This window comes from Pseudomonas sp. CVAP#3, assembly GCF_018986375.1.
GTDB lineage: Bacteria > Pseudomonadota > Gammaproteobacteria > Pseudomonadales > Pseudomonadaceae > Aquipseudomonas > Aquipseudomonas helvetica.
In genome coordinates, this window is sequence record NZ_JAHMSC010000016.1 from 37,919 (window position 1) to 63,439 (window position 25,521).

General features: G+C 60.2%; 26 protein-coding genes and 1 pseudogene. 11 read left to right on the forward strand and 16 right to left on the reverse strand.

The features are described from left to right. Nucleotides 1-99: 99 nt before the first annotated feature. Nucleotides 100-1,998, reverse strand: a complete 1,899-nt coding sequence (locus KRR23_RS22525; RefSeq protein ID WP_216744319.1) for an FTR1 family protein — start codon at nucleotides 1,996-1,998, stop codon at nucleotides 100-102. Nucleotides 1,999-2,306: 308 nt separating this feature from the next. Here KRR23_RS22525 and KRR23_RS22530 point away from each other — a divergent pair, with 308 nt between their 5' ends. From KRR23_RS22530 to KRR23_RS22545, 4 genes are read left to right on the forward strand one after another with little or no spacing between them, the layout of a single operon-like run. Further along, on the forward strand, nucleotides 2,307-3,704 hold the full coding sequence (locus tag KRR23_RS22530) for a COG3014 family protein (RefSeq protein ID WP_216744320.1): 1,398 nt from the start codon (nucleotides 2,307-2,309) through the stop codon (nucleotides 3,702-3,704). Nucleotides 3,705-3,717: 13 nt separating this feature from the next. Then, nucleotides 3,718-4,089 carry a YcfL family protein gene (locus KRR23_RS22535; protein ID WP_145014197.1) on the forward strand — a complete coding sequence of 124 codons (372 nt, stop codon included), beginning with the start codon at nucleotides 3,718-3,720 and terminating at the stop codon, nucleotides 4,087-4,089. 34 nt (nucleotides 4,090-4,123) lie between these two features. Further along, a complete protein-coding gene (gene lpoB / locus KRR23_RS22540) occupies nucleotides 4,124-4,711 on the forward strand; it encodes a penicillin-binding protein activator LpoB (RefSeq protein ID WP_054594596.1) in 588 nt (195 codons plus the stop codon). Nucleotides 4,712-4,714: 3 nt separating this feature from the next. Then, on the forward strand, nucleotides 4,715-5,458 hold the full coding sequence (locus tag KRR23_RS22545; RefSeq protein ID WP_216744321.1) for a penicillin-binding protein activator LpoB: 744 nt from the start codon (nucleotides 4,715-4,717) through the stop codon (nucleotides 5,456-5,458). A 63-nt stretch (nucleotides 5,459-5,521) separates the two neighbouring features. Here KRR23_RS22545 and KRR23_RS22550 read toward each other — a convergent pair whose 3' ends face one another. Further along, the gene (locus KRR23_RS22550) at nucleotides 5,522-6,154 is read right to left on the reverse strand and encodes a LysE family transporter (RefSeq protein WP_216744322.1); all 633 of its coding nucleotides are present in this window, start codon (nucleotides 6,152-6,154) and stop codon (nucleotides 5,522-5,524) included. A 188-nt stretch (nucleotides 6,155-6,342) separates the two neighbouring features. Continuing rightward, on the reverse strand, nucleotides 6,343-8,253 hold the full coding sequence (locus tag KRR23_RS22555) for an ATP-binding cassette domain-containing protein (RefSeq protein ID WP_216744323.1): 1,911 nt from the start codon (nucleotides 8,251-8,253) through the stop codon (nucleotides 6,343-6,345). A 50-nt stretch (nucleotides 8,254-8,303) separates the two neighbouring features. Here KRR23_RS22555 and KRR23_RS22560 point away from each other — a divergent pair, with 50 nt between their 5' ends. Beyond that, a complete protein-coding gene (locus tag KRR23_RS22560; RefSeq protein ID WP_123581038.1) occupies nucleotides 8,304-8,768 on the forward strand; it encodes a TIGR02444 family protein in 465 nt (154 codons plus the stop codon). Here the strand turns inward: KRR23_RS22560 and KRR23_RS22565 are convergent. After that, entirely contained in the window at nucleotides 8,765-9,874 is a 1,110-nt protein-coding gene (locus tag KRR23_RS22565; protein ID WP_216744324.1) for an AlgP family protein, read from the reverse strand. The genes KRR23_RS22560 and KRR23_RS22565 overlap by 4 nt on opposite strands. A 192-nt stretch (nucleotides 9,875-10,066) precedes the next feature. On the opposite strand from KRR23_RS22565, the gene KRR23_RS22570 reads away from it, so the two are divergent. Beyond that, a complete protein-coding gene (locus KRR23_RS22570) occupies nucleotides 10,067-10,732 on the forward strand; it encodes an FKBP-type peptidyl-prolyl cis-trans isomerase (RefSeq protein WP_054594602.1) in 666 nt (221 codons plus the stop codon). A gap of 69 nt (nucleotides 10,733-10,801) precedes the next feature. Here KRR23_RS22570 and rsd read toward each other — a convergent pair whose 3' ends face one another. From rsd to KRR23_RS29190, 8 genes and pseudogenes are all read right to left on the reverse strand, one after another. Beyond that, nucleotides 10,802-11,260 (reverse strand): sigma D regulator, encoded by a 459-nt coding sequence (rsd, locus tag KRR23_RS22575; protein ID WP_216744325.1) that lies wholly within the window; start codon nucleotides 11,258-11,260, stop codon nucleotides 10,802-10,804. A 175-nt stretch (nucleotides 11,261-11,435) separates the two neighbouring features. Then, nucleotides 11,436-11,987, reverse strand: a complete 552-nt coding sequence (locus KRR23_RS22580) for a disulfide bond formation protein B (protein ID WP_216744326.1) — start codon at nucleotides 11,985-11,987, stop codon at nucleotides 11,436-11,438. A gap of 230 nt (nucleotides 11,988-12,217) precedes the next feature. Further along, a complete protein-coding gene (locus tag KRR23_RS22585) occupies nucleotides 12,218-13,456 on the reverse strand; it encodes a heme biosynthesis protein HemY (protein ID WP_216744327.1) in 1,239 nt (412 codons plus the stop codon). Next, nucleotides 13,453-14,577, reverse strand: a complete 1,125-nt coding sequence (locus KRR23_RS22590; protein ID WP_216744328.1) for a uroporphyrinogen-III C-methyltransferase — start codon at nucleotides 14,575-14,577, stop codon at nucleotides 13,453-13,455. Before KRR23_RS22590 ends, KRR23_RS22585 begins: the two co-directional genes overlap by 4 nt. A 16-nt stretch (nucleotides 14,578-14,593) precedes the next feature. Further along, nucleotides 14,594-15,358: a uroporphyrinogen-III synthase gene (locus KRR23_RS22595; RefSeq protein ID WP_216744329.1), complete on the reverse strand. Its 765-nt coding sequence runs from the start codon at nucleotides 15,356-15,358 to the stop codon at nucleotides 14,594-14,596. Continuing rightward, entirely contained in the window at nucleotides 15,355-16,296 is a 942-nt protein-coding gene (gene hemC, locus KRR23_RS22600) for a hydroxymethylbilane synthase (RefSeq protein WP_216744330.1), read from the reverse strand. Before hemC ends, KRR23_RS22595 begins: the two co-directional genes overlap by 4 nt. A 138-nt stretch (nucleotides 16,297-16,434) precedes the next feature. Further along, nucleotides 16,435-17,181 (reverse strand): LytTR family DNA-binding domain-containing protein, encoded by a 747-nt coding sequence (locus KRR23_RS22605; RefSeq protein WP_054594609.1) that lies wholly within the window; start codon nucleotides 17,179-17,181, stop codon nucleotides 16,435-16,437. After that, nucleotides 17,178-17,531, reverse strand: a pseudogene (locus KRR23_RS29190) (sensor histidine kinase); the annotation flags it as partial. The gene KRR23_RS22605 and the pseudogene KRR23_RS29190, both read right to left, overlap by 4 nt. 147 nt (nucleotides 17,532-17,678) lie before the next feature. Between KRR23_RS29190 and argH the strand changes: the two are divergent. Continuing rightward, nucleotides 17,679-19,073, forward strand: coding sequence for an argininosuccinate lyase (gene argH, locus KRR23_RS22610; protein WP_054594610.1), 1,395 nt, complete (start codon nucleotides 17,679-17,681; stop codon nucleotides 19,071-19,073). 126 nt (nucleotides 19,074-19,199) lie between these two features. Here the strand turns inward: argH and KRR23_RS22615 are convergent, their stop codons facing one another. Next, entirely contained in the window at nucleotides 19,200-19,859 is a 660-nt protein-coding gene (locus KRR23_RS22615) for a glutathione S-transferase family protein (protein ID WP_216744331.1), read from the reverse strand. Nucleotides 19,860-19,986: 127 nt separating this feature from the next. On the opposite strand from KRR23_RS22615, the gene KRR23_RS22620 reads away from it, so the two are divergent. From KRR23_RS22620 to KRR23_RS22630, 3 genes are all read left to right on the forward strand, one after another. After that, complete coding sequence (locus KRR23_RS22620; protein ID WP_054594612.1) at nucleotides 19,987-20,271, forward strand: hypothetical protein; 285 nt, start codon at nucleotides 19,987-19,989, stop codon at nucleotides 20,269-20,271. Nucleotides 20,272-20,558: 287 nt separating this feature from the next. Continuing rightward, a complete protein-coding gene (locus tag KRR23_RS22625; protein WP_030129110.1) occupies nucleotides 20,559-20,804 on the forward strand; it encodes a TIGR02647 family protein in 246 nt (81 codons plus the stop codon). 183 nt (nucleotides 20,805-20,987) lie between these two features. After that, on the forward strand, nucleotides 20,988-23,837 hold the full coding sequence (locus KRR23_RS22630; RefSeq protein ID WP_216744332.1) for a class I adenylate cyclase: 2,850 nt from the start codon (nucleotides 20,988-20,990) through the stop codon (nucleotides 23,835-23,837). A 6-nt stretch (nucleotides 23,838-23,843) separates the two neighbouring features. Here the strand turns inward: KRR23_RS22630 and rnk are convergent, their stop codons facing one another. From rnk to cyaY, 3 genes are all read right to left on the reverse strand, one after another. Next, nucleotides 23,844-24,254: a nucleoside diphosphate kinase regulator gene (rnk, locus tag KRR23_RS22635; RefSeq protein WP_054594614.1), complete on the reverse strand. Its 411-nt coding sequence runs from the start codon at nucleotides 24,252-24,254 to the stop codon at nucleotides 23,844-23,846. Nucleotides 24,255-24,547: 293 nt separating this feature from the next. After that, nucleotides 24,548-24,766 carry a DUF1289 domain-containing protein gene (locus KRR23_RS22640; RefSeq protein ID WP_216744378.1) on the reverse strand — a complete coding sequence of 73 codons (219 nt, stop codon included), beginning with the start codon at nucleotides 24,764-24,766 and terminating at the stop codon, nucleotides 24,548-24,550. Between the two features lie 4 nt (nucleotides 24,767-24,770). Continuing rightward, nucleotides 24,771-25,103 (reverse strand): iron donor protein CyaY, encoded by a 333-nt coding sequence (gene cyaY / locus KRR23_RS22645; protein WP_019694235.1) that lies wholly within the window; start codon nucleotides 25,101-25,103, stop codon nucleotides 24,771-24,773. Nucleotides 25,104-25,341: 238 nt separating this feature from the next. Between cyaY and KRR23_RS22650 the strand changes: the two genes are divergently transcribed. Further along, nucleotides 25,342-25,515 carry a lipoprotein gene (locus KRR23_RS22650; RefSeq protein ID WP_019694236.1) on the forward strand — a complete coding sequence of 58 codons (174 nt, stop codon included), beginning with the start codon at nucleotides 25,342-25,344 and terminating at the stop codon, nucleotides 25,513-25,515. Nucleotides 25,516-25,521: the final 6 nt, after the last annotated feature.

Sequence of the window (25,521 nt, forward strand, 5' to 3'; positions counted from 1 at the left end):
CGGATTCGTGTCGTTCACGTGTTTGTGGCACGACGGAAACCCTGTAGGAGCGGGGAGGCGCCTAGCTCTTGCCCGCGATAATGAGCGCAGCGAATACGGTTAAGACACTTGCACCCGCCGCTTCTCCGCCATGCGACTACGGCTATACAGCACGACAATCGCCAGAATCGCTACCGCCTGCGCACCCAGCGAATAGGCGTCAGCGTGAATCCCCAGCCAGTCGAAGTCAAAGAATGGCACCGGACGAGTGCCGAAGATCCCGGCCTCCTGCAAAGCCTTGACGCCATGCCCGGCGAACACCACCGACAACGCGCAGAGCAAACCGGCGTTGATCCCGAAGAACAGCGCCAGCGGCAGTTTCGCCGAGCCGCGCAGGATCACCCAGGCCAGACCGATCAGCAGCACCAACGCCGTGGCGCCACCCGCCAGTACCGCGTTATGCCCGGCCGGGCCGGCTTGCAGCCACAGGGTTTCGTAAAACAGCACCACTTCGAACAGCTCGCGGTAGACCGAAAAAAATGCCAGCGCGGCAAACCCGAAACGCCCACCGCCGCTGACCAGGCTGCTCTTGATGTAATCCTGCCAGGCCGCCGCGTGGCGACGGTCGTGCATCCACACCCCGAGCCAGAGCACCATGACACTGGCGAACAGCGCGGTACAGCCTTCAAGCAGCTCGCGCTGGGCACCGCTGACATCGATCACGTACGCCGCCAGCGCCCAGGTCGCCAGACCCGCTACCAGCGCCAACCCCCAACCGATGTTGACGCTGCGAATCACCGACTGCTGGCCGGTGTTGCGCAAGAACGCCAGCACCGCAGCCAGCACCAGAATCGCTTCCAGCCCTTCACGCAGCAAAATCAGCAGGCCCGAGATATAGCTCAGCGACCAGCTCAGGCCATCGCTGCCCAGCAGGTCCGCGGACTCCTTCAACTTGGTCTTGGCAAACGCCAGCCGTTGCTCGACTTGCTCGATCGGCAGCCCGTCCTGCAACGATTGACGGTAAGCCATCAGGGATTTTTCAGTGTCCTTGCGCACTACGGTGTTGACGTTGTCCAGCGAGCTTTCGACCAGCTCGAAGCCCTCCAGGTACGCCGCTACCGAGAGGTCATAAGCCTGCTCACGCTCGCCGGCACGGTACGCGGCCAGGCTCTTGTCGAGGGTCGCGGCGGTGTAATCGAGCAACTGCGCCGGGCCGCGCTTGACCTGCGGCGGTTGGGCGCGCTGGGCGCGGAACGTGGCGGCTGCCTGAGGGCCTTCGGCCGCCAGCACTTCCACCGGGGTCTGTCGGGCCAGGTCGGCGAGGTTGAAGTTCTTTTCACTTTTGGCCGCAGCCGGATCAGCGCTGAACGCGGCGATATAGGTCGCCAGATCCCAGCGCTGACGCTCGTCGAGTTGATCGGCGAAGGCCGGCATGTCCGTGCCTTCGATGCCCTGCCCCAACGTGCTGTAGATCGCGTACAGGCTCAGGCGGTCGAGCCGCGTGGCATCACGCAGATTGGCCGGTGGCGGCGTCAGGCCAACACCTGCAGGGCCATCACCGGCACCGGCGTCGCCATGGCACACCGAGCAGTGCTGCGCGTACAACGGCGCACCGCGCGTGGGATCCGGGGTAATGATCGGTGCCTGGCTGACTTCATACGCCACCGCCAGTTTCGCGCCCAATTGCCGCGCCTGTCGGGCCACCTCCGCACCGTCCTGACGCTGGGTCACCGCGTTGCGCAGATTGCTCACGCCCTGCTCAAGTTCCGCCCGCTCGGGTTTGGCCGGCAGCGCAACGATCAGCCCCTGCAAAACGCCAAGAAACTCCAGCTGTTCGCGGTACTCGCCGTCATCGATGACCTGGCCCGCCTCCACGGTCGCCGGATAATCGGCACCGATGTAATCGAGCAAATGCAGTGCCTGTGGCGCACCTTCCACCGTGTCGGCCAGCAGGTTGAAACTGCACAGGGCAAACAAGGGGAACACCAGCCAGGCCAGGAAACGGGACGGGGCAGTCATGAATGAATCTCAATTGATAATACGAAGTAACACATTGTTCACTCTCAATGCTTTCCGCTCAAGCTTTGTCGTCCACAGTTTGAGGATTTGGACACCTCCCGGATGATGGCATCTCTATAAAAAATGAAATTAAAAAGCCATTACATGGCCAGTATCCGCGCTTATAATGCCGCGCCCTCGTTATTGCGATCGGGCATTTAAGCTCCTCTTTTTATGAGGATTTGGCATGGAAAGCCATTTTCCCTGTCGATTGGTTCACCCAGCCCGACCAGCACGCTCGGCTGCTTAAACTCAGGGAAGAAGTACTCATGGCATCCCGCGCCCTCACCTCGATCGCGCTCAGCGCAGTCACTTTGCTTGCCGGTTGTTCGGCCTTTCGCAGCTACGACACAGAACTGCAGCAAACCAACCAGCAGTTGGCCAGCGGTCACGTCGACGCCGCACTGACCCTGCTGGAAAAGAACAACACAGGTGAAAACAAGGACCTGCTCTATTACTTCGAGAAAGGTGAACTGCTGCGCGCCAAGGGCGACCTGACCGGCAGCCAGACCGCCTGGAGAAGCGCGGACCAGGTCGTCGGTACCTGGGAAGAGTCGGTCAAGCTGGACACCGACAAGTACCTGACCCAGTTCGGCAGCTTTCTGGTCAATGACAAGGTCCGCCGCTACGAAGGCTATGACTACGAAAAAGTCATGCTGACCACGCAAATGGCCTTGAACCTGCTGGCGGTGAACGATTTCGACGGTGCCCGTACCGAAATCAAGAAAACCCACGAACGTGAAGCGGTGATCGCCGAACTGCGCGACAAGGAATACCTCAAGCGCGAGGACGAGGCCGAGAAGCAAGGCGTCAAGACTCAGTACAAGGACCTGCAGGGTTACCCGGTGGCGAGTCTCGACGCGCCTGAAGTGGTTGGCCTGAAGAACAGCTATCAGAGCGCATTCAGTCATTACCTGGCCGGTTTCGTCTACGAAGCCCTGGGTGAAAAAGACCTGGCCGCGCCGGGCTATCGCAAAGCCGCCGAACTGCGGCCCAACACGCCGTTGCTCGAACAAGCACTGCTGAACCTGGACAAGCCAGCTGGCAAAAGCGAAGAAAGCGACATCCTGATTGTCGTGCAAAGCGGCCTCGCGCCGGCCCGCGACTCGATTCGCATCCCGCTGCCACTGCCGATCAGCAACAACGTGGTGATCACGCCGTTGTCATTCCCGGTGATCAAGCCTGACACCTCGACCGTGACGTACGCGCAGATCGGCGTCGACGGCCAGCAACAGAACCTGACCCAGCTCAACAGCACTACGGCCATGTCCCGCCGCGCACTGCGTGACGATATGCCCGGGATCATCCTGCGCACCACCGTCCGCGCGATAACTCGCGCTGTGGCGCAAAAGAAGATCAACGAGACCAATCCACTGGCCGGTCTGGCCGTAGGTATTTCGTCGGCGGTGATGGAAGGCGCGGATACCCGTACTTGGCGCACCCTGCCCGACAACACCCAGGTGGTGCGCCTGCGCCTGACCAAAGGCGAGCATCAACTGAGCCTGCCAAACGCTCTGGGCGGTTCGCGAATCACGGTCAAGGTCGATCAGCGCTTCCAGGTGATCAGCCTGCGTACGGTGGGCAATCAGGTGTTCGCCAGTGGCGCCGCCGCCCACGTGATCCCAAGCGCCACCCCGCAAGTCGTGGCCAGCGTCAACCAACCTTAAGCGGAGCTTCTCCATGCGTTTCAAACTGATTGCTGTCGCCGCCCTGGCTCTGCTGGCCGGTTGCGCCACCCCACCGCCACCTGCGCCTGGCAGTGCCGCGAGCACAGTCGTGGTGATGAACAAGTTCAACAACATCGCCATTGGCGCGATGCGGGTCGCCCGTGAAAACGGTTTCCTGACTGTCAAGGTCGCGCTGAACAACACCAGCCACACCAACATGACGATGTACTACCGCTTCGTCTGGCTGGGTGATGACGGCTTCCCGGTGGCCGATGAAGAAAGCTGGAAAACCCTGAACCTGTATGCCGCGCAGGCCACGTTCCTGCCAGCCATCGCGCCTGTGCCCAAGGCCACCGACTTCCGCCTTGAAGTCAAAACCCCTTAAGCCTTCCCCTATTTCGTGACAGAGAGACATTCCCATGTTTGCACGCTTTTCGTTCCTCGCCGTGGTCGCCCTTCTGGCCAGCGGCTGCGCCAACAACTCGCCGGTCCTGGGCGGGAAAAACATCGGTTACGGCGACAGCAAGGCTGTGGAGCTGGTGACCAACGAGTTCGGTTCCACTGACCTGCAGATGATCGCCGAGTCCATGACCCGTTCCCTGGCCCAGTCCGGCATCTTGCAGGGCCGCCCGGTCGTGCAGGTCTACGACGTGAAGAACAAGACCAGCGAATACATCGATACCCGCGAAATCACCACCAGCATCAAGACTCAACTGATGAAGTCCGGTACCGCCCGCTTTGCCAGCGACAACACCGCGATGCAGAGCCAGGTTGACCAGCTCAAGCTGCAAAACCAGAGCGGCCTGTACAAGAAAGGCACCGTGGCCAAGACCGGCAACATGATCGCCGCCAAATACCGTCTTGAAGGTTCGATCAGCTCGATCGTCAAGCGCAGCAGCGATTACAAGGACGTTTTCTACAAGTTCAGCCTGCAACTGATCGACGTTGAAAGCGGCCTGGCCGAGTGGATGGACGAGAAAGAGATCCGCAAAACCACGGAGCGTTAAGCAATGCGCGCATGGATTGGCATCATGGCCCTGGCCTGCGCGTTTGGCGCGCAGGCGGCCCCGAAAATCGCGGTCACCGACCTCGCCTACCAGGAGCGGGTGGAACAGTACATCCACATTGTCTCCGCACAGAGCAACATGCAGGCGGGCATGTACCACGCCAGCGGCTCGTCGAGCTACAACGAGGTCGAGGCCAGCAGCAGCTATATCGAGCAAGGCGAGCTTCGCAAGTTCACCGGCGACATCAAGGGCGAGATCCTCAAGTCCGGGATGTTCCAGCTGGTGCAAGGCACGCCGCACACGGCCAAATCCAAGGAAGACGTCTTTGATGTGATCAAGCGGATCAAGGCCGGTAACTACAAGGGCGCCGACTATGTGCTGTTCGGCACCCTGTCGGATATCGACTTCACCCGCGACATCACCTCGCTGGCCAACACCGACAGCTACTCGGCGATTCTCGGCCTGAACCTGGTGGCGGACTTCAGCCTGATCAACACCCGGACGTTTGAAATCACCTCGGCGTTCACCGCCATGGGTGAAGGCCAGGACACCAAGCTGGTCAACGGCAACGACGTCAAAGTGTCGCTGAACCGCCCACGGGTGGTACGTGATGTGTCCAAGTCGCTGGGTGAGGACGTGGCCCGTCAGTTAGGCGAGCAACTCGGTCGCGGCGTTCAGCAACAGCCGGGGCAAGCGCCACTGCGCAATAACCTGCCGCAGGATACAGCGCCGGTTATTCTGCGCTAAGTAACATTCGCGGGAACGAAAAAGGCGACCTCTTGAGGTCGCCTTTTTTGTGCGTTACGGGTGTTACACCACGGCTCTGCGAATGGTCGCCAGCAGCCCGGCCGCACCAATGAACATTCCGGCAAACGTACGGTTCATCCGTCGTTGTTGCTTGGGTGTGCGCAGCAGTCGCAGTACCTTGGAAGCGAGGCCGGTATAGCCGGCCATCACGATCAGGTCGACGCAGATCATGGTTACGCCAAGGATCAGGTACTGCGCCACCAACGGCGCGTGCGGGTCGATGAACTGCGGCAGCACCGCCAGCATGAACACCAGCGCCTTGGGGTTGCTGACATTCACCAGGAACCCGCGAAAGACCAGCGCCAGCGGTTTGCCGATCTGCCGAATGGCCGCGTCATCGCTCATGTTGCTGGGCAGTGCGCGCCATTGCTTAACCGCCAGATACACCAGGTACGCCACGCCAAACCATTTGATCGCGTAGAAGGCCGTGGCCGACGTGGCGAGGATTGCGCCCACACCGGCGGCGACAATCGCAATCTGCATCGCCAGCCCCAGTTGCAGGCCAAGGGCGTTCCAGTAGCCGCGCCAGAAACCGTATTGCAAACCACAGGACATCGACGCAATAGCACCGGCGCCCGGGGAAAGACTGATCACCCAACAGGCGGCAAAAAACGCCAGCCATGTCTCAAGCACCATCGCACACCTCGACTCAGACTCGTTATAAACGTCTAAGCTAATGCGCTGGCCTGTGAATGACTACCGATTTTTTGCAGAAAAACGGCACTGCCGACCAGCGTTGGCGGCAGCCCGGCCTACTTTCCGAAGCCGCTCGACAACTCTTCGCTGCCGCGCCAGCGTCATAACCGAACGCTGGCTGGCCTCCATCAGGACAGCGCTTCCAGCTCCGCCTGCATGCTTTCGAGCAGTTCCAGCGCTTCCATCCAGGTTTCTTCAAGCTCGGCTTCGCGAACCTTCAGCTTGGCCTGTTCGGCCAGCAGATCACGCAACTCGTCCTTGCGGGCGGCTTCGTAGACGGCGCTGTCGCCGAGGCTGGTTTCGATCTTCGCCAGCTTCTCGTGCAACTTGCCCAACTCGGCTTCGAGTTTGTCGGCCTCGCGTTTGTGCGGTGCCAGTTGCTGACGCAACGCAGCAGCAGCCTGACGCTGGGCTTTCTTGTCGGTCTTGTCCGGATTGACCGGTGAGTTGTTCACCGGCGCATTGCGCTGGCGATAATCGACCAGCCAACGGGCGTAGTCTTCCAGATCGCCGTCGAACTCTTCGACCTTGCCATCGGCCACCAGGTAGAAGTTATCCGTGGTGCTTTTGAGCAGATGACGATCGTGGGAGACCACCAGCACTGCGCCACTGAATTCCTGCAGGGCCATGGTCAGCGCCAGGCGCATCTCCAGGTCCAGGTGGTTGGTCGGTTCGTCGAGCAGCAACAGGTTCGGCCGGCCCCAGGCAATCAACGCCAGTGCCAAACGGGCCTTTTCACCACCGGAGAAATTCAGCACCGGCTCGTCGATCCGTGCGCCGCGGAAGTCGAAACCGCCGAGGAAGTCGCGCAGGGTCTGCTCGCGTTCGGTCGGCGCCAGGCGCTGCAAGTGCAGCAACGGGCTGGCCTTGGAATCCAGCGAATCCAGCTGATGCTGGGCAAAGTAGCCGACCACAGTGTTTTCGCCACGGGTCAACCGGCCGGACAACGGCTCGAGTTCACCGGCGAGGTTTTTGATCAGGGTCGATTTACCGGCACCGTTGGGGCCGAGCAAACCAATCCGTGCGCCAGGAATCAGTTGCAGCTTGACCTTCTCCAGCACGGCTCGCTCGCCATAACCCAGACGGGCGTCGGAGAGGTCGATCAACGGGCTGGAAATTTTTACCGACTCGCGGAAGACGAAGTCGAACGGCGAATCGACGTGGGCGGCGGACAACTCTTCCATCCGCTCCAGCGCCTTGATCCGGCTCTGGGCCTGACGGGCCTTGGTGGCCTGGGCCTTGAAGCGGGCGATGTAGCTTTCCATGTGCGCACGTTGCGCCTGTTGCTTCTCGTAGGCCTGTTGTTGCTGGGCCAGACGTTCGGCACGGGCACGTTCGAACGCCGAGTAGCCACCGCGATAGAGGGTAATCTTGCGCTGATCGACGTGAGCCACGTGATCAACCACGGCGTCGAGGAAGTCGCGGTCGTGGGAAATCAGCAGCAAGGTGCCGGGGTAGCTCTTGAGCCACTCTTCCAGCCAGATAATGGCGTCGAGGTCCAAGTGGTTAGTTGGTTCGTCGAGCAGCAACAGGTCCGACGGGCACATCAGCGCCTGCGCCAGGTTCAGGCGCATCCGCCAGCCACCGGAGAAATCTCCGACCTGACGATCCATCTGTTCGTTGGTGAACCCCAGGCCCGCAAGCAACTTGCGCGCCCGGGCATCGGCGGTGTACCCGTCGGCGCTGTCGAGTTCAGCGTGCAGACGCGCCTGTGCGGCACCGTCATGGGCCGCTTCGGCGGCGGCGAGGTCGCGTTGCACCTCACGCAGGCGCAGGTCGCCATCGAGCACGTAGTCGACCGCCAGACGTTCGAGCGTCTCGATCTCCTGGCGCATGTGGGCGATGCGCCAGTCGGCCGGCAGGAAGCAGTCACCCGAGTCCGGGTGCAGTTCGCCCCGGATCAAGGCGAACAGGCTGGATTTGCCGGCGCCATTGGCACCGATCAGGCCGGCTTTGTGACCGGCGTGCAGGGTCAGCTCGGCGTCTTCTAGCAGACGTTGCGGGCCACGTTGTAAAGTCAGGTTCTGAAGTCGAATCATAATGGCGGCGGAGTCTACCAGCTTCGCTCGCAACTGGCGCGAGTAGCACTATGTCCTCTGACCTGTGGAGCTTTTCCCTGACCCTCTACACCCGAGCGGGTGTTGAGGACGCCTGCCTGAAGCTGCAAGCAGCGGGCGCCGACGTTTGCCTGTTGTTATGCGCCGCCTGGCTCGGACAGCGCGGCGTGAGATGCAATGCACAACGCCTGCAACACCTCCAGCACCTGGCCGGGCCATGGCATGCGGAAGTCGTGCAACCGCTTCGACAACTGCGCACGCAATGGAAAGCCGCTGCCCTCGACGACGAGGAACTGAATACGTTACGCACGCAAGTCAAAGCTCTGGAGCTGGAAGCGGAGCGGCAACTGTTGTTGCGTCTGGAAAATGCGGCGCAAGCATGGCCGCAGGGTCAAGCCAAAGACCTGGCCGTATGGCTGGAAGGGTTGGCGGCGAGCGCCGCCAACCTGAACCGCGACGCGCTGAATCAGCTGCGCGTCGCGGTGACCGGCACTTAGGAAGCGCTGGTCGGGGTGTTGGCAGTGCTTGCAGCCGCTGCCGGTGCAGGCGAAGCGGCTGGCGTGCTCGCGGATGGAGCAGGTGCAGCAGCCGGTGCAGACGTCGCGGGCTTGGCAGCCGCTGGTGCGGTTGCCGGTTTTGCAGCGACTGGTTTAGCGGCAGCAGGTTTGGCCACGACTGGCTTTTTCACCGCCGGCTTGGCTGCTGGTTTGGCAGCAGACGTTGCAGGTTTCGCAGCAGCCGGTTTGGCAGCGCTGGACGTTGCAGGTTTCACAGCGACGGCTGGTTTAGCTGCAGGCTTGGCCGGCGCTTTGGCAGCTGCGGTTTTGGCCGCTGGCTTGGCGGCAGGTTTTGCAGCAACCGGTTTAGCAACTGGCTTGGCAGCAGGTTTCACCGCAGCGGTTTTTGCTGCTGGTTTGGCAGCAGGTTTCGCCGCAGCAGTTTTTGCAGCTGGTTTCGCCGCGGCAGTTTTCGCTACGGCAGGTTTGGCGGCGGCAGTTTTAGCAGCCGGTTTTGCTGCTGGTTTAGCGGCAGCTGGTTTGGCAGCGGTCGGTTTGGCAGCCGGTTTGGCAGCACTGGCAGCGACTGGTTTTTTCGCTGCAGGTTTGGCGGCGGCTTTCGCTGGAGCCTTGGCCGGTGCCTTGGCAGCTACCGGTTTGGCAGCCGGTTTTTTCGTGGTGCCAGCAGCGGCGGCTGGCTTGGCCGAACGCAGGGTCAGCGTTTTGCCGACAGCCTCTTTCACGCGACCAATACCCTGGGCCAGTTTCAGGCTTTCCTGGGCATCACGCTTGAGTTGCAGAATGTAGCTGCGAGTCTCGGACTGACGCTCCTTGAGCGCGTCCAGCAGGTCTTCAAGTTCTTGAACCGCATCTTTGGCCTTGGCTTGTGCCTTGGCTTTGCCGGCCGCCGCAGCGTCCTGCAATTTGGTGCGAGATTTGTGCAGTTTTTCCTGTGCTTTTCCGCGCTGCTTTTCCAGTTTGGCGAGCAGTTTTTCAGCATCAGCCAAGGCTTGGGAACAAGCGTTTTCCAAATGCTCGAGCAAGCTGCCCGAGAGCTGATGGAGTAAGTGCAACGGAGTATTTACAGGCTTCTTATTGGCCGACATGGTTTACCTCCTGGCTGACGTGAGTGCGGCTCATACTAGACCTCTGCTGCTACCGCCGCTAGGGCATGTTGACAGTATCGAGTGCCGGGCGTTGCAGCGATTTGAAAATGTTCTGCGCACACTTAAAAGCAGTTCACCGGTCACAGCATTCTCACTGGCATAATCCTCCCCATCTCAGGCTGGAGAGTGCCCATGTCGCGTTACCTTTTTTTACCCTTGTGCGTGTTTTTTTCAATGGCTCAAGCCGCAGAAAAAGCCACGGAAACCGACGCCCATGATCTCGCCTACAGCCTCGGTGCCAGTCTGGGTGAACGTCTGCGCCTGGAGGCTCCCGATCTGCAAATCCAGGCACTGGTGGAGGGATTGCAACAAGCCTATCAAGGCAAGCCACTGGCGCTGAAAGATCAGCAAATCGAGCAGATTCTCGCCGAGCACGAAGCGCAAATGGCCGAGCAACCCGCCGTGCCGCAAAGCGAAGTTGCCCTGGACAAGGAACAACGCTTCCTGACGGCCGAGAAAGCAAAACCCGGAGTTCGCGAACTGGCGGATGGCATCCTGCTGACCGAACTGGTCGCGGGCAGCGGCGCCAAGGCCGGGCCCAATGGCAAGGTGCAGGTTCGCTACATTGGCAAGCTGCCCGACGGCACGGTGTTCGATCAGAACAACCAGGCGCAATGGTTCAGCCTCGACAGCGTGATCAGTGGCTGGCGCAGTGCGTTGCAACAGATGCCGGTGGGTGCGAAATGGCGCCTGGTGATTCCATCCGCGCAAGCCTACGGTGCCGATGGCGCGGGCGACCTGATTGCACCGTTCACGCCGCTGGTGTTTGAAATCGAACTGCTTGGCGCGACGGGCTGAGCAATCGCCCAAACGAAAAACGGTGCGCAGTGCGCACCGTTTCAGGGATCGTTTATATCGAGGAGAAACTCAGGCTTGCTCTGGAGTTTCTTCCTTGTGGGCCGTGTGCAGCACTTCGATCAGGCAATCTTCCAGTTCGAAGCGCTCGTGCAACAGACCGCCAAGTTCCTGGAATTTCTCGGCAACGCACTTGCCTTCATCGCAGAGATCGTTGAACGCCAGCAGCTTCTCGGTGATCACGTCGATGCGCGGGTAAATGGTTTCAGCCAATTCAAGCCCGCGTGTATCACCGAATGCCTTGGCTTCACCCGTCAGTTGTTCGTAGATTTCGAAGTGGCCGGCAGAAACGTAATCGACCAGGACACCACAGAACTCCTGCAACGGCTTGCGGTTTTCGCCCAGAGTCTCGGGCTTGGCGCCGAGAGCATCATAGGCTCGAACCAGTTCGTGACGCTCCTGCAACCAACGATCGATCAGCAGATGCACTCCACCCCAGCGTTCCTGAGCATTCTGACAACTTTCGAGCATGGTGATCTCTCTTCCCTTATGGGTAATGCCGCCCGCACTCGCCGCAAGACTTGAAAATCAAGTTTTGGCCAGGCTGAGCACCATCGAGCAACAATTCCAATGATACGTGCGGGCCAGATTATGCCCGCACGCCAACAGCTTCAAGGTACGCAGGAGATAAAGTTCATACAAGTGTTTAATCACCCGCCCTGCCCCGATGCGACGACTCGCCGCTGGGCGGTCGCTGATACGCATACCAGACAAGCCGCACGATCTGGTAAGCCCCGAGAATCGTCACTCCGACAAAAAACAACAGACTCCATTCGGGAATACTCAGGTCGAACAGCGTCCAGGAAATTTCCACGCAGTCAGCCGTTCCGCTGAAAACCCTCTCCACAACACACAGCCAGGACATGTCGGTGAACAGGCCTTCCAGACCGGGAGAGCACCCCGACACGTGTTGAACCGAATCGCTTTGCAATACCACCTGGCGCCACGCTGTCACCATTCCCGCCAGACTGCAGAACAGACCGAGCAGCCAATAAAGTAAACAGCCCAGGCGCCTGGGCCCATGCAGCGCGGCGATCAGACAGACCATCGTGAACAGGGCGAGAAAAAGCCGCTGCAACAGGCACAGCCCGCACGGCTTGAGCCCGATAGAGAACTCCAGATAGTACGAAGCGCCCAAGGCCAGGGCGCCCGCTATGAAAGCCATGAAAAACAAGGATCGTGTGCAGGCCAAAGACATGGCTTATCCGTAACAGAAGAGACAGGCAGTTACGGTAGAGGAAAGCCCTCTGGCCTTTCAAGGCAAGGCAGTGCGGAGACTTCGCCAAAGATGTAGGGAATTCCCGACAGAAGAGACAGGATCAAATGTAGTCCCTTGTAAGACGCTGCCTATACCCGGCATGACGAGGAAGAGTTTTACGGTATTCAAACGCCGGGGCGCCCGTTCGGGCGACCCGGTCGTCCAGCACCTTACGCGCGGGCGGGCACCGGCAAAGGCGAGGCCAGCAGGCGCTTGTCCAGCAGCCCCAGGCCTTCCTGGAAGAGCTGATTGCTGCGCTCGGTGTCACCCAACTGAGCCAGCAGACGTGCGAGCTCGGCACAGGCCTCGGGGTTGCGCTGAACCCGCAGGCTGCTTTCCAGATAGTCCCGCGCCTTACCCCACAGGCTGCTTTGCAAACACAACCGCCCCAGGGTCAGCAGCAAGCTTGGGTCGCCGGGGTGGTCCTTCAACCAACCCTCGGCCACGTGCAGTTGCCGCGCCGGGTCGCTGCCACGCAGCAAGCCATATAGCCGCGCCAGATGGCTGTCATATTTACGCTTGAGCGCCCCGCGCAAAACCTCTTCTGCCTCGACCTCAGCCCCCAGTTGTCGCAACTGTTCGGCATAGGCAAGCACCAGTTGCGGTTCTTGGCGCTGAGCGGAAGTCAGCTGTTGCCAGGCGCGATTGAGTGCCTGCAATCCAACCGCACCGTCTTCCTCCCGGCGAGCTGCCAGGGTGAGGTTTTCACCCCAGGCACGACGCTCCAGCTCTGCCAGCTCGCTGGCCGGCAGAACCTTGTCCTTGCGCAATTCCGGTAACAGGCGAATGACCGCCGACCAGTCGCCACGCTGTTGATGCAAACGTTGCAACTGACGCAAGACCTGAACGCTGTGAGGATGACGCTCGTGCATGGCCTGAAGCGTTGTCAGCGCACCGTCGGTATCGCCACGATCGGTCTGCAACTGCGCGTGACTCAAGGCAATCGCCAACTCGGCCTGAGGCTGACGCTCCAGCGCACGCTCCAGCAAGCTGTCGCTTTCGTCATAACGACCTTGCTCGTTCGCCGCTCGCGCAGCCCCCAGGTAGTAGAGCAGCGGCTGGCGTTCGGCTTCAGCAGCGCGAGACAAGTGACGCTGAGCGCTGGCCCAACGACCTTCAGCCAGGTCCAGCTGACCATGCTCGATCGCCACTTGCACACGACGACTGCGGTTGCGGTTCGACCAAGGATTGACTACACCGCTGGAAGTGGCCACCAACTCGATCAGCATCTTGATGCCCCATAGCACCAGCCAGATCACCGCCACCAGTGCCAACGTCGCCCACAGGCTCGATTCGTAGCGGAAGGTCTTGTAGGCGATCAGCACGTAACCCGAGTGCTGGGCGATGGCCAGTCCCAACGCCCCGGCGGCGGCGATGAGCAAAAACACAATCACATAGAGTCGCTTCATGGGGTGCTCCCCGACGTAGCGCTCGCGGCAGGTTTCACCGAGTCCTCGGCACTGACGTTACGCCGCTCCAGATACGCCTGCACCGTGCTCAGGGTGGTTGCCAGGTCAGGCGTGATGACCGTTACCGGTTGCTTGCTCAACTCGGCAACCTGTTCGAGCATCACTTTGCTTTGCGGATTGTCCTGATTGAAGCTGCCCTTGAGCACATCCCGCGCCTCGGTCAGCGCCTGGGTATACACCGGCGCCTGGCCGTTGAGCGCAGCCCATTGCGCTTGCTCAAGCGCCAGGCTCAACGCCAGACGGACCTGAGTCAGGCTTTGCCCGGCAAGCAATGGACGAATGTTTTTATCGGCATTGAAATCGATGCGAATGTAGCGCGAAATCTGGTCCCACCATTGGGCCCAGCGACTGGCGCCATCGCCATCGGAGGTCAGGGCCGAGAGCGAATCGCGCTCATGAAACTCCGGGGCGAGTTCGCTGAGTTCAGCCACCTGATCACGCAAGGCACCCAGTTGCAGGAACAACCCGGTGCGATCCGGTTGCTCGGTACTGCGCAGCGCAGCAAGACTTTTCGCAATCTGCTCGCGGGCGGCGAAAGAGCCCGGATCATTCTGCTCGCGAAGGATTTCATCGGCACCTTGCACCAGTGCCTGAGCGCTGCTGATGTCCTGCAAGGCAGACAGACGCAAACTGGCCAGACGCAGCAGGTGCTCGGCCTCGGCCAAGCGCCAATCCTTGCGGCTGGCGCCCAGAACCGTTTCCAGACGCTGATTCAAGCGCTGCTGGTCGCCCTGCAACTGGATCACCAGGCGTCGTCGGTCTTCCAGTTCATTGGCTGGCGGTAATTGCTCAAGCCGGGCTGACAGGCGCTGTTCATTGAGCTTGAGGCTTTGTGCTTGATCGTTCAGGGCCTGCAATTGCCCCAATTGTTGCTGGTTGTTGGCTTGCAGGCTACGCACCTGCCAGATCCCCCAACCGCCAGTGGCAACCCCCGCGGCACCCAGCAACATTGCCAGGATCACCAGCCCTGAGCCTCGACGCGGCTCAGGGCTCTTTACAGTTTCAACCGACGCATCGAGCGCTGGCTGGACGTTATCTTTTGGCAAGGCTGTTTCGCTCACGTATCCATCCTTTGCATTAGAGAACGGGCCGGGTTTCCCGCAACGCCGTTAGCAAAGCCGCGGCACTGGCGCCACGACAATCCACAACTGTTTGGGCGCCGGCAGCCAGCGCCATCTCGGCCACCCGAGGGCTTGGAACAAACAAAGGCAACCGCGCCAACTCAGGCCAGGCACTGCCCGCCAATTGGCGCAGGTGCTCAAATCCCTGCCCACTGCTGACCACTACGCCGTTCAAGCGTTCCGCTCGAATCCGCTCAGGCAATGCCCCCTCGGCATAGCGCGGCAAGCCGCGACGGTACAACTCCAGATAATCGACACTAGCACCTTGCTCGCGCAAACGCTCTGCGAGCAGTTCACGTCCACCCTCGCCGCGCATGATCAACACACGAGCATCGGGCCGGGCGATAGCCTCGCGCAACGGAGTCAGTTCAAGCAATGCTTCGCTGTCATCGCCCTCCACCGGGAAGCTGACGTCCAGCCCATGATCCTGGAGAATCTGCGCGGTCGCCGCGCCTACGCTGAACCATTTCAAGCGCAGTGATTGCGAGCAGTACCGATCAAGCAGATCCACACCGATTCGGGCGGCCGGCTTACTGACCACGATGACCGCACAATAGCGATCCATACCCTGAATCACCTCGCGCATTGTCTCAGAGACAGGAATCGGCTCTATCTCCAAAAGCGGCAAGCTGCTGCTGAAAATCCCCTTTTCGGCAAGAATATCGGTCAGCATCGCCGAATCATCCGAGGGACGCGTCAACAGCAGGCGCCACCCCGTCACTCGTGACCTGCCTCGCCATAGACCGACTTCAAAATGTCGTTGGCACCCTGGCCAAGAAGGTCTTCGGCAACTTGCACACCCAAGGCTGCGGCATCGCTGCGTGGCGCACGACCCTCGGCACGAAGCAGCAGCCCCCCCTTCGGATCACCCACCAGGCCGCGCAGCCATATCTGCTCGCCTTCGAGCACCGCGTAGCACGCGATCGGCACCTGACAGCCGCCGTTCAAATGCTTGTTCAGCGCACGTTCGGCAGTGACCCGCGTGGCGGTGTCCTGGTGATGCAGAGGGGCAAGCAGGGCATGAATGTCATTGTCGGCGCTGCGGCATTCGATACCGACGGCACCCTGACCACCTGCCGGAAGACTGTCATCGACACTGATCGATGAGCTGATGCGATCCTCGAAGCCCAGGCGAATCAAACCGGCTGCCGCGAGGATGATCGCGTCGTACTCACCGGCGTCGAGCTTGGCCAGCCGAGTGTTGACGTTGCCCCGCAGAAAGCGGATTTGCAGGTCCGGCCGGCGGGTCAGCAGTTGTGCCTGGCGACGCAGGCTGGAGGTGCCGACCACGCTGCCCTGAGGCAACTCGTCGAGGCTTGCATAGGTGTTGGAAACAAAGGCGTCACGCGGGTCTTCGCGTTCGCAGATGCAAAACAGGCCGAGGCCTTCGGGGAAGTCCATCGGCACGTCTTTCATCGAGTGCACAGCAATGTCGGCTTCGTTTTCGAGCAGCGCGGTTTCCAGTTCTTTGACGAACAGGCCCTTGCCGCCGATTTTCGACAGCGGCGAATCGAGCAGCTTGTCGCCGCGGCTGACCATAGGCACCAGCGTCACGACCAGACCCGGGTGGGCTTGTTCCAGACGAGCTTTGACGTATTCGGCCTGCCACAAGGCCAAGGCACTTTTGCGGGTAGCGATGCGGATTTCGCGAGGGGACATGGATCAATCCGTACTGAATAGATACAGCGGATAATAACAGCTCAGCCAAATCCGCTTTGACTTGTATCAGAAACAGCGCAGCCTCCCTGGCCTCACCTGTCCGGTAAAGGAGAGTGAAATCCGTGCGCGAACAGCGGACTAAAGCTGTTGCATCATCTTGCGCACACCCGCGACATGACGTCGGCTGACAATCAGCGCATCACCGTTGAGGCCTTTGAGAAAGAGCTGGAAATGCCCAAGTGGCGTGCGCTGCAGCCGTTCGATACGTTCGCGGGCTACCAGTGCATTGCGGTGAATACGTACGAACCGGTCGCCAAATTCGTCTTCAAGGGCTTTCAACGGCTCGTCCAGCAGAACCTCGCCACTTTCGTGGCGCAAGGTCACGTATTTGTGGTCGGCAATGAAATAGACCACTTGAGCCAACGGGATCAGTTCGATGCCTTTGCGGGTTCGCGCACTGATATGGCTGCGTGGGCCACTGCCGGTTTCTGCCGCCGGCCGAGTCAGCGCCGCGAGCTGGACGCGGTTCGGGCGCTCGGCCTTTTTCAGGGCGTCGAGCAACTGCTCCGAACGCACCGGTTTCGCCAGGTAGCCCACCGCGCTGGCCTGCAGGGCGTCCAGGGCAAATTCATCCTGGGCCGTACAAAACACCACCGCCGGTGGCGTCTCGCGCTCACACAACCTTGCGGCGACTTGCAAGCCGTCGAGGCCAGGCATGCGGATGTCGAGCAGCACGATATCGGGCTTCAGGCTGTCGATCAGGGTCAATGCCTCATCGCCATTGGTGGCGCTGGGCTCCAGGACACTGTAACCCTCGAGTTCGCCGACCATACGGCTCAGGCGCTCGCGGGCTTGGGGTTCGTCATCAACGATCAGGACATTCATATTGCGCTGGATTCCTGCGTGAGTCTCGCACAAGGATAGCGTAGACAGGTGAAGTGACATCCGTCACCGCGATCCACGCTAAGACTAGCGCGAGCGCCAAAAAGTGCCGTACGTCGGGTTGCAATATTTATCGGTGCCTGCGCAGTTCCATTCGAAGCCAGCCGCGACGTGGCGTCACCGTAGGGATTGCTGCTACACAATATGAACACCCCTCTTCTCTTATAGCCGGCTTCGACACTGACGTCGCACGCTTCGAGGAGACTCAGCACATGATCGACAATTGCGCTGACCCTCACGTCCAACTGTAGACGCTTGCCGCGACGACAGTGCTCATTTGACAAATATCGTTGCGTAAACGCGGCAGCGACTCGATTGAGTATGGCCGGTCAAATAAGAAAAAAACGTAGCGACCAGTGTCACCGACAGGATTGGCAACCCTGTTATTATCCACCGCAGGTTTTAACGCCATTTTCCTTCAGCCGATCACGAGCGAATTCATGAGCACTGACAAGACCAATCAGTCCTGGGGCGGCCGCTTCAGTGAACCCGTCGACGCCTTCGTCGCCCGCTTCACCGCCTCCGTCACTTTCGACCAGCGCCTCTATCGTCACGACATCATGGGCTCTGTAGCCCACGCCACCATGCTGGCCAAGGTCGGCGTGCTGACCGATGCCGAGCGTGACAGCATCATCGACGGCCTGAAGACCATCCAGAGCGAAATCGAGGCCGGCACCTTCGACTGGCGCATCGACCTTGAAGACGTGCACATGAACATCGAGGCGCGCCTGACCGACCGCATCGGCGTCACCGGCAAGAAGCTGCACACCGGCCGCAGCCGCAACGACCAGGTGGCGACCGATATCCGTCTGTGGCTGCGTGACGAGATCGACCTGATCCTGGGTGAAATCACCCGCCTGCAAAAAGGCCTGCTGGAACAGGCAGAGCGCGAATCCGGCACCATCATGCCCGGCTTCACCCACCTGCAAACCGCGCAGCCCGTGACCTTCGGTCATCACATGCTGGCCTGGTTCGAAATGCTCAGCCGCGACTACGAGCGCCTGGTCGATTGCCGCAAGCGCACCAACCGCATGCCACTCGGCAGCGCCGCACTGGCTGGCACCACCTACCCGATCGACCGCGAGCTGACAGCTCAACTGCTGGGCTTCGATGCAGTTGGCGGCAACTCGCTGGACAACGTCTCGGATCGCGACTTCGCCATCGAGTTCTGCTCGGCTGCAAGCATCGCGATGATGCACCTGTCGCGCTTCTCCGAAGAGCTGGTGCTGTGGACCAGCGCGCAATTCCAGTTCATCGATCTGCCTGATCGTTTCTGCACCGGCAGTTCGATCATGCCGCAAAAGAAAAACCCCGACGTCCCGGAACTGGTGCGCGGTAAAAGCGGCCGGGTGTTCGGCGCGCTGATGGGCCTGCTGACGTTGATGAAGGGCCAGCCATTGGCCTACAACAAGGACAACCAGGAAGATAAAGAGCCGCTGTTCGACGCCGCCGACACCTTGCGCGACTCGCTGCGGGCCTTTGCCGACATGATCCCGGCGATCAAGCCAAAGCACGCCATCATGCGTGAAGCTGCACTGCGCGGTTTCTCCACGGCTACCGACCTGGCGGATTATCTGGTGCGCCGCGGCCTGCCATTCCGTGACTGCCACGAAATCGTCGGTCATGCGGTGAAGTACGGCGTGGAAACCGGCAAGGATCTGGCAGAGATGAGCCTGGAAGAACTGCGCAAGTTCAGCGACCAGATCGAACAGGACGTATTTGCCGTCCTGACCCTGGAAGGCTCGGTGAATGCCCGTAACCACATCGGCGGCACCGCGCCGGCGCAGGTGAAGGCCGCCGTGGTTCGCGGTCAGGCGCTGTTGGCCAGCCGCTAAATCGCTAAAAGCATCGCGGGCAAGCCTTGCTCCTACAGGATTTATGTCGTATCGCAAACACGTGAACGACACGAATCCGCAGGAGCAAGGCTTGCCCGCGATTGCGTCCTGAAGAACGCTACAAACTTACTTCTTGGCGCTGATCATCGCCAAAAACCCTGGCATCGCCGCTTCCTTGTCTGCCGCAATGCGTTTGGCATGCGGTGTCTGCTCCAATTGCTCAAGCAATGCCCTGGCGGCTGGCAACTCGGCCAGCAAATCCAGATCGAAGAGCTTTTTGCCAACCGCGCAGGCTACGCTGACGCCGTACAGGAAGTACAAGTCCGCCACGCTCAGGGTTGCGCCCGCGACGTACGGCGCGAACTTGCCGTGACGCCCCAGTGACGCAATCCCCAGCAGCAGCTCGGCCTTGGCTTTTTCCTTGATCGCTTCCGGCACCGTCATACCGAAAAAGGCCTCAGGGAAACAGGCGCGAGCCGGTAGTTCGATGTACAACTCGATTTCCTTGGCCAGCGCCAGAACCTGGGCCCGCTCGAACGGTGTTTTAGGCAGAAGCGCAGGACCCGATTGCGTGTCTTCGAGGTACTGAAGAATCACGCTGGTCTCGTTGACGAACCCTTGTTCGACACCCAACACCGGAACCTTGCCGCGCGGGCTGATAGCCAGCGCCTCAGGGCTTTGACCGGCGTAAAACGCTACTTCCTCAAAGGGCAGGCCCTTTTCCAGCAACGCATGCTTGACCATGTTGTAGTAGTTGCTGACGGAAAATCCATAAAGCTTGAGCATCACATAGCCTCCAGGCCGTGCAGGGGGGGTTGGCAGCCACTGTTATAGAGCGTCGAGAGCTCTCTCGCCAGCAGCATCACACGGCTGAATGCAGGTAAACTGGCGACCTTTCCTTTTGGAGCCTGCCATGAGCGAGCCTAGCGATATCGACAACGACGAAGAAGAATTCGCCGAAACCACCCTGATCGAAGCCATCGAAAACCAGATCGAAAGCGACAACCCGCCAGCAGCCAAGGCGACGTTCAACAAACTGACCCTGGTCGGTTACGAGCGTGAAGAAATCCTGCAATTGATGGCTCACGTTCTGGCCATTGAAATTGACGCACTCCTCGAAGAAGACCGCGCGTTCAATACCGAGTGGTATGAAGCCGCGCTGCGCGCACTGCCAGAGTTGCCGCCAGAAAAGAACTAAACCCCTATCGCGCGGGCACGGCTCTCATTGTGGCGAGGGAGCTTGCTCCCGCTCGATTGCGCAGCAATCGCAAAACCGCTGGATACGGTGCAACTGGCAAAATGTGGTTGCAGGGTTTAGGGCCGCTTCGCTGCCCAACGGGAGCAAGCTCCCTCGCCACGGGTACGGCGCCTGCAAGCTCGTTCGACTGCCTGCAACGAAAAGCTCTAAGGCAACACTGGACAGCTCGCCCGAGTGCGTTCACCTTAGGGGCGCTGTCGTCTATTCCTAGAAAGTCTGGAGTCCTTATGTCGCTTACCCCTGAGCTGGTTGCCGAACTGGAAATCCTTGCACTCTTCAACCTGGACAGTTCCCAGGAAGGTTTGAAAATTCATCAGACCGCTGCCCCGAAAGCCATTGCCGCCGCACAACGCCTGTTCGATAAGGAGCTGATCACCCAGCCCGATGGCGGTTACCTGACCAGCCTGGGCCGTGACGCCGCGCAGAATGTGCAGACCGTTCTGACCATCCTGTCTGTCCAAGAAACCGCATAATCGCTGCCGTATCGCCCACGGGAACCCCTGCTACGGGATTTCCGCGGGCAGACTGTCGCTCGTCGATAGAAATTTGACGCCAGAAACCAAAATTCAGCTTAAAAGTCCTGAGCATCAGGCTGTAAACTGCCCATCGCCCTGAGACCTTCCCACGTTCGAGCACTGCGAGCGGTTTGAGCTGACATGACCCGCACCCATGAAATCCGCCCTGATCTGGACGAAGGAATCGATCGCAAGGTTCTCAGCCAGTTGCGCGCGCGCTTTCTGAAGCTCAATGACGGCCGGCTGGCCCGTGCCATGGAAGGGTTGTCGCCCCGCCAGCAAGGGGTTTTGACCCTGCTGCCGCTGTTCTTCCACGTCAATCACCCGCTGTTGCCAGGTTACGTCTCGGGCAGCACGCCGGCCGGGCTGTCGAATTTCGAACCTGACGCCACGGCGCTCGCCGAAGCGCAACGCCTGACCCGCTCGTTTTCCTACAGGCCCCGCCACGGTAATCCGCCGCGGCCGATTCATGGTTTGTTCCTGATGGGCAGCCTCGGCACCCTCGCTCAGGCCGATCAAAGCGACATGGACGTGTGGGTTTGCCACGCCCCGGACCTGAGCGAAAGCGAACTCGCCGAACTGCGTAAAAAATGCCAACTGCTCGAAATCTGGGCCGCCAGCCAGGGCGCCGAGGCGCATTTCTTTCTGATCGACCCACAACGTTTCGTCCGCGGCGAACGCGACACCCAATTGAGTTCCGACGACTGTGGCACCACCCAGCATTACTTGCTGCTCGATGAGTTCTATCGCACCGCCATCTGGCTCGCGGGGCGCACGCCGATCTGGTGGCTGGTGCCGGTGTACGAAGAGGCCAGCTACGACCAGTACACCCATACATTGCTGTCCAAACGCTTTATCCGCGCCGATGAAACCCTCGATCTCGGCCACCTGGCGCAGATTCCGCCTGGCGAATTCATCGGGGCCGGGCTCTGGCAGTTGTTCAAAGGTATAGAGTCACCCTACAAGTCGGTGCTCAAGCTGCTGCTGACCGAGGTCTACGCCAGCGAACACCCGAACGTCAAATGCCTGAGCCTGCGCTTCAAACAAGCCGTGTTCGCCAACCGCCTCGATCTGGATGAGCTCGACCCGTACATCGTGGTCTACCGGCGTATTGAGGAATACCTCACGGCCCGAGGCGAGCCGGAACGGCTGGAGCTGGTTCGGCGCGCCTTGTACCTCAAGGTCAACCGCAAGCTGACCGGCAACAGCGGCCAGCGCAACAAAAGCTGGCAGCGGTTGCTGCTGGAGCGGCTGGCTCAAGAATGGGGCTGGGATCATCGGCAACTGGCAATGCTCGACAGCCGCAGCCAATGGAAAGTCCGTCAGGTCAGCGCCGAACGCCGGGCCTTGGTGAATGAACTCAACTACAGCTACCGCTTCCTGACCCAGTTCGCCCGCACCGAGCAGAGCGTCAGCCTGATCAACAAGCGCGACCTCAATGTACTGGGTCGCAGGCTGTATGCCGCCTTCGAGCGCAAGGCCGACAAGATCGAGTTCATCAACCCCGGGATCGCACCGGATCTTGCCGAAGACACACTGACCCTCGTCCAGTCAGCAAACAAGAAAGAGCCTGGGCAGAGCCACTGGGGTTTGTATAACGGTAATCTGGCTGCGCAGGAGTGGGAACATTTCGCGCCGATCAAGCGCTGTCGCGAACTGCTGGAACTCCTGACCTGGTGCCACCGTAACGGCGTGATCGACAGCAGCACTCGCCTGGCCTTGCACCCCGGCAGCAGCGACCTGAGCGAGTTTGAGCTGTTCAACCTGCTGGGCAGCCTGCAACAGACCATCGCCCTGCCCCTGACCAGCGTCAGCGAAGAACAGCTGCTGCGCGCCAGCGTGCCAAGCGAGGTGCTGATCCTGGTGAACGTTGGCGTCGACCCGCTCAAGCACCACCGCGACCTGAACATCCTGATGACCACCGAGCGCACAGACTCGCTGAGCTACGCCGGGGTGCGCGAGAATCTGGTGCTGACCCTCGATCAGGTCACGCTCAACAGCTGGAACGAAGTGCTGGTCAGCCGCTACGACGGCGCCCACGCCCTGCTCGATTGCCTGCGCGACTACCTCAACAATCTGCCAAGCGGCCCACAGCAACCTCGACTGCGAGTGCGCTGCTTCTGCCATAACCGTGCGCAGTTCATCGCCCAACGTGTCGAAGAAGTCCTCGATACCGCGCAGAACCTGCTACTCAGCAAACTCAATCATCGCTACCTGATCCAGGTCCAGCAGCATTACCACGTACTGGAACTGGTGCCCGGCCAGGTCAATCATGTCGCGCTGGCCAGCCCGTCGGCACTGCTCGATTACCTGAACCAGGACCTGACCCGTTACAGCCCGCTGCAACTGGACCCGATGGCGCTGGCGGATCACGACCTGGCGCTGATCCTGCCGATGGGCCAGCCCGACTGCATTCAGGTGTTTTACCGCATCAACGATGCTCACGCCGAGTTGTACGTGCTGGATGAATTCAATGCCCTGTGGCAACAGCGCCAGCCGTATCACGACGAACAAAGCCTGCTGGTGCCACTGCAACGTTTCCTGCAGTCGATCCTGTTCCGCCGTGACGCGCTGTTGCCGATGGACGCCGCCCAACCGGTGACGGTGCTGGAAACCCTGTACTACCAATTGCTGCCCTCGGGCACCAACCGTGCACGCCGGGTCGAGCCACGGCCGGCGCCGCAGACACCGGTGAACAAGCCTTTCTACGACGTCCAGGCGATCGTCGGCAAAGCCATGCCGGGGCAAGGACAAGTCACCCTGTATTGCAATCAGCGAGAGTTTTCCGAGCTGGAGCACGGCGACCAGCTATTTGCCGTGGTCGCGCAGGAGATCGTCGGGCAGCGTCGCGAGGCGCAACACTATCGCTGCTACATCACCGACCTGGACCTGTCCGGCCTGCTCGGTGATGGCCAGGGTTCGAGCAATCTTTACCTGCGCTACAAGGCAGACCTGGAGCGCGCATTGAACAAGGCGCTCGAACAGGCCTGAGGCGTGTCAGAACGCGCAGTCGCCGCCATTCTTGGGCTGCGACTCAACCTCAAGCAGGGTCAGCTTCAAGGTCTTGCCACCCGGTGCCGGCCAGTCGATGTGCTGGCCAACCTTCAAACCGAGCAATGCGCTGCCTACCGGCGCCAGAATGGAAATCCGGCCTTCATCGGCATTGGCGTCCTGTGGATAAACCAGGGTCAGGTGATAGTCCTTGCCGCTGCTTTCTTCACGGCAATGTACACGCGAGTTCATGGTCACGACATCGGCAGGCACTTCATCGTGACCGACCAGCGTATCGGCGCGATCCAGTTCGGTTTGCAGCGCGATAACACCTGGCAGCGAGTCATCCAGGCTGTCGATCAAACGTTCCAGACGTTGCACGTCCAGGCGGGTAAGGATGATGGAAGGTGCGGTCATGATTAAGGCAGACTCCTTTTTTCTGCACGACAAAAGCAAAACCCCGCCAGAAATAGGCGGGGTTTTCACGGACCTCGATGAGTTGAGGCGTATCCGGACACTATCACAGCTCAAAAAATATACAAGCCAGCCAGAGACAGGGTACTTCAGACTTGCCGGGGCCCTTGTGGCGAGGGAGCTTGCTCCCGCTGGGGTGCGAAGCGGCCCCAAAAAGCTTTACGACTGCTTCGCAGCCGAACGGGGGCAAGCCCCCTCGCCACAATTTGTTGTCAGGCCTGAGCTTTGTGTTGTTGTCAGACCTGAGCTTTGCGCTGAGCTGCCTGGGCGCAAATCACCCTGCGGCGATCATCGTCCGCCGAGCGCCATTCGCGAATATCTTCGACGTGGCGGAAACAGCCCAGGCAGACTTTCTGCTCGTCCAGCCGACAGACGCTGGTGCACGGCGAAGGCACCGCTGCGCTGACATTGCTGTACAGCGGCTTTGGCGGACGGGTAGGCGCGGCCTCGGTCACCAGATCACAGCCCTTCGAAATCAAGCTTGGCGCCGGCCTGCTCGCCGACAATGCGCTCAAGCATCTCGCCGAGCTGCTCTTCGCTCTTGTCACACATCCAGCGTTCGCTTTCTTCGTCATAGTCGAAGTGGAAGCCGCCGGACACGGCCGCCAGCCACAGCTGACGCAGCGGCTCCTGGCGACTGAAGATCAACTGGCTGCCGCTTTCGAACTTGACGGTGAGCACACCGGCCGAGCTTTCCAGATCAACATCCAGGCCACTCTCATCGAAAATATCCTCCAGCGTTTGCTGGGTGGCATCGACCAGATCGTGGAAACGGGCTTCAGTCAAACTCATTGCGGGAACCTCAAAAAATGTCTACTCACGCTCAAGCGCCGCAAGATACGGCCGAGCCCCAGCGATTGCAAAGGATACTGACCAAGCATCAGACAAGAGTAGAAAATATCGACACGCCTTGCGCCGCTTGATCGCTTGCCGGGGCAAAGGCCCGCCGGACGGGTGGTCCCTCGCATAGGCAAGCTGCCGGGTGGCCGGTATACTCCGGCGCAATTAACGCATTTTCAAGGATTTCGCCATGAAGCGCCTGATCTCTTCCCTTGCTGCGCTCGTCGCGGTTGCCTGCCTTGTCACTGCCTGTGGTCAAAAAGGTCCGCTGTATCTGCCCGATGACAGCAAATCCCCTGAAGAACAGGCGAAGTCGTCGCAGTCCAAAGCGCACCAGCACAGCACCAGTACCAGCACCTACTAAGGGAAC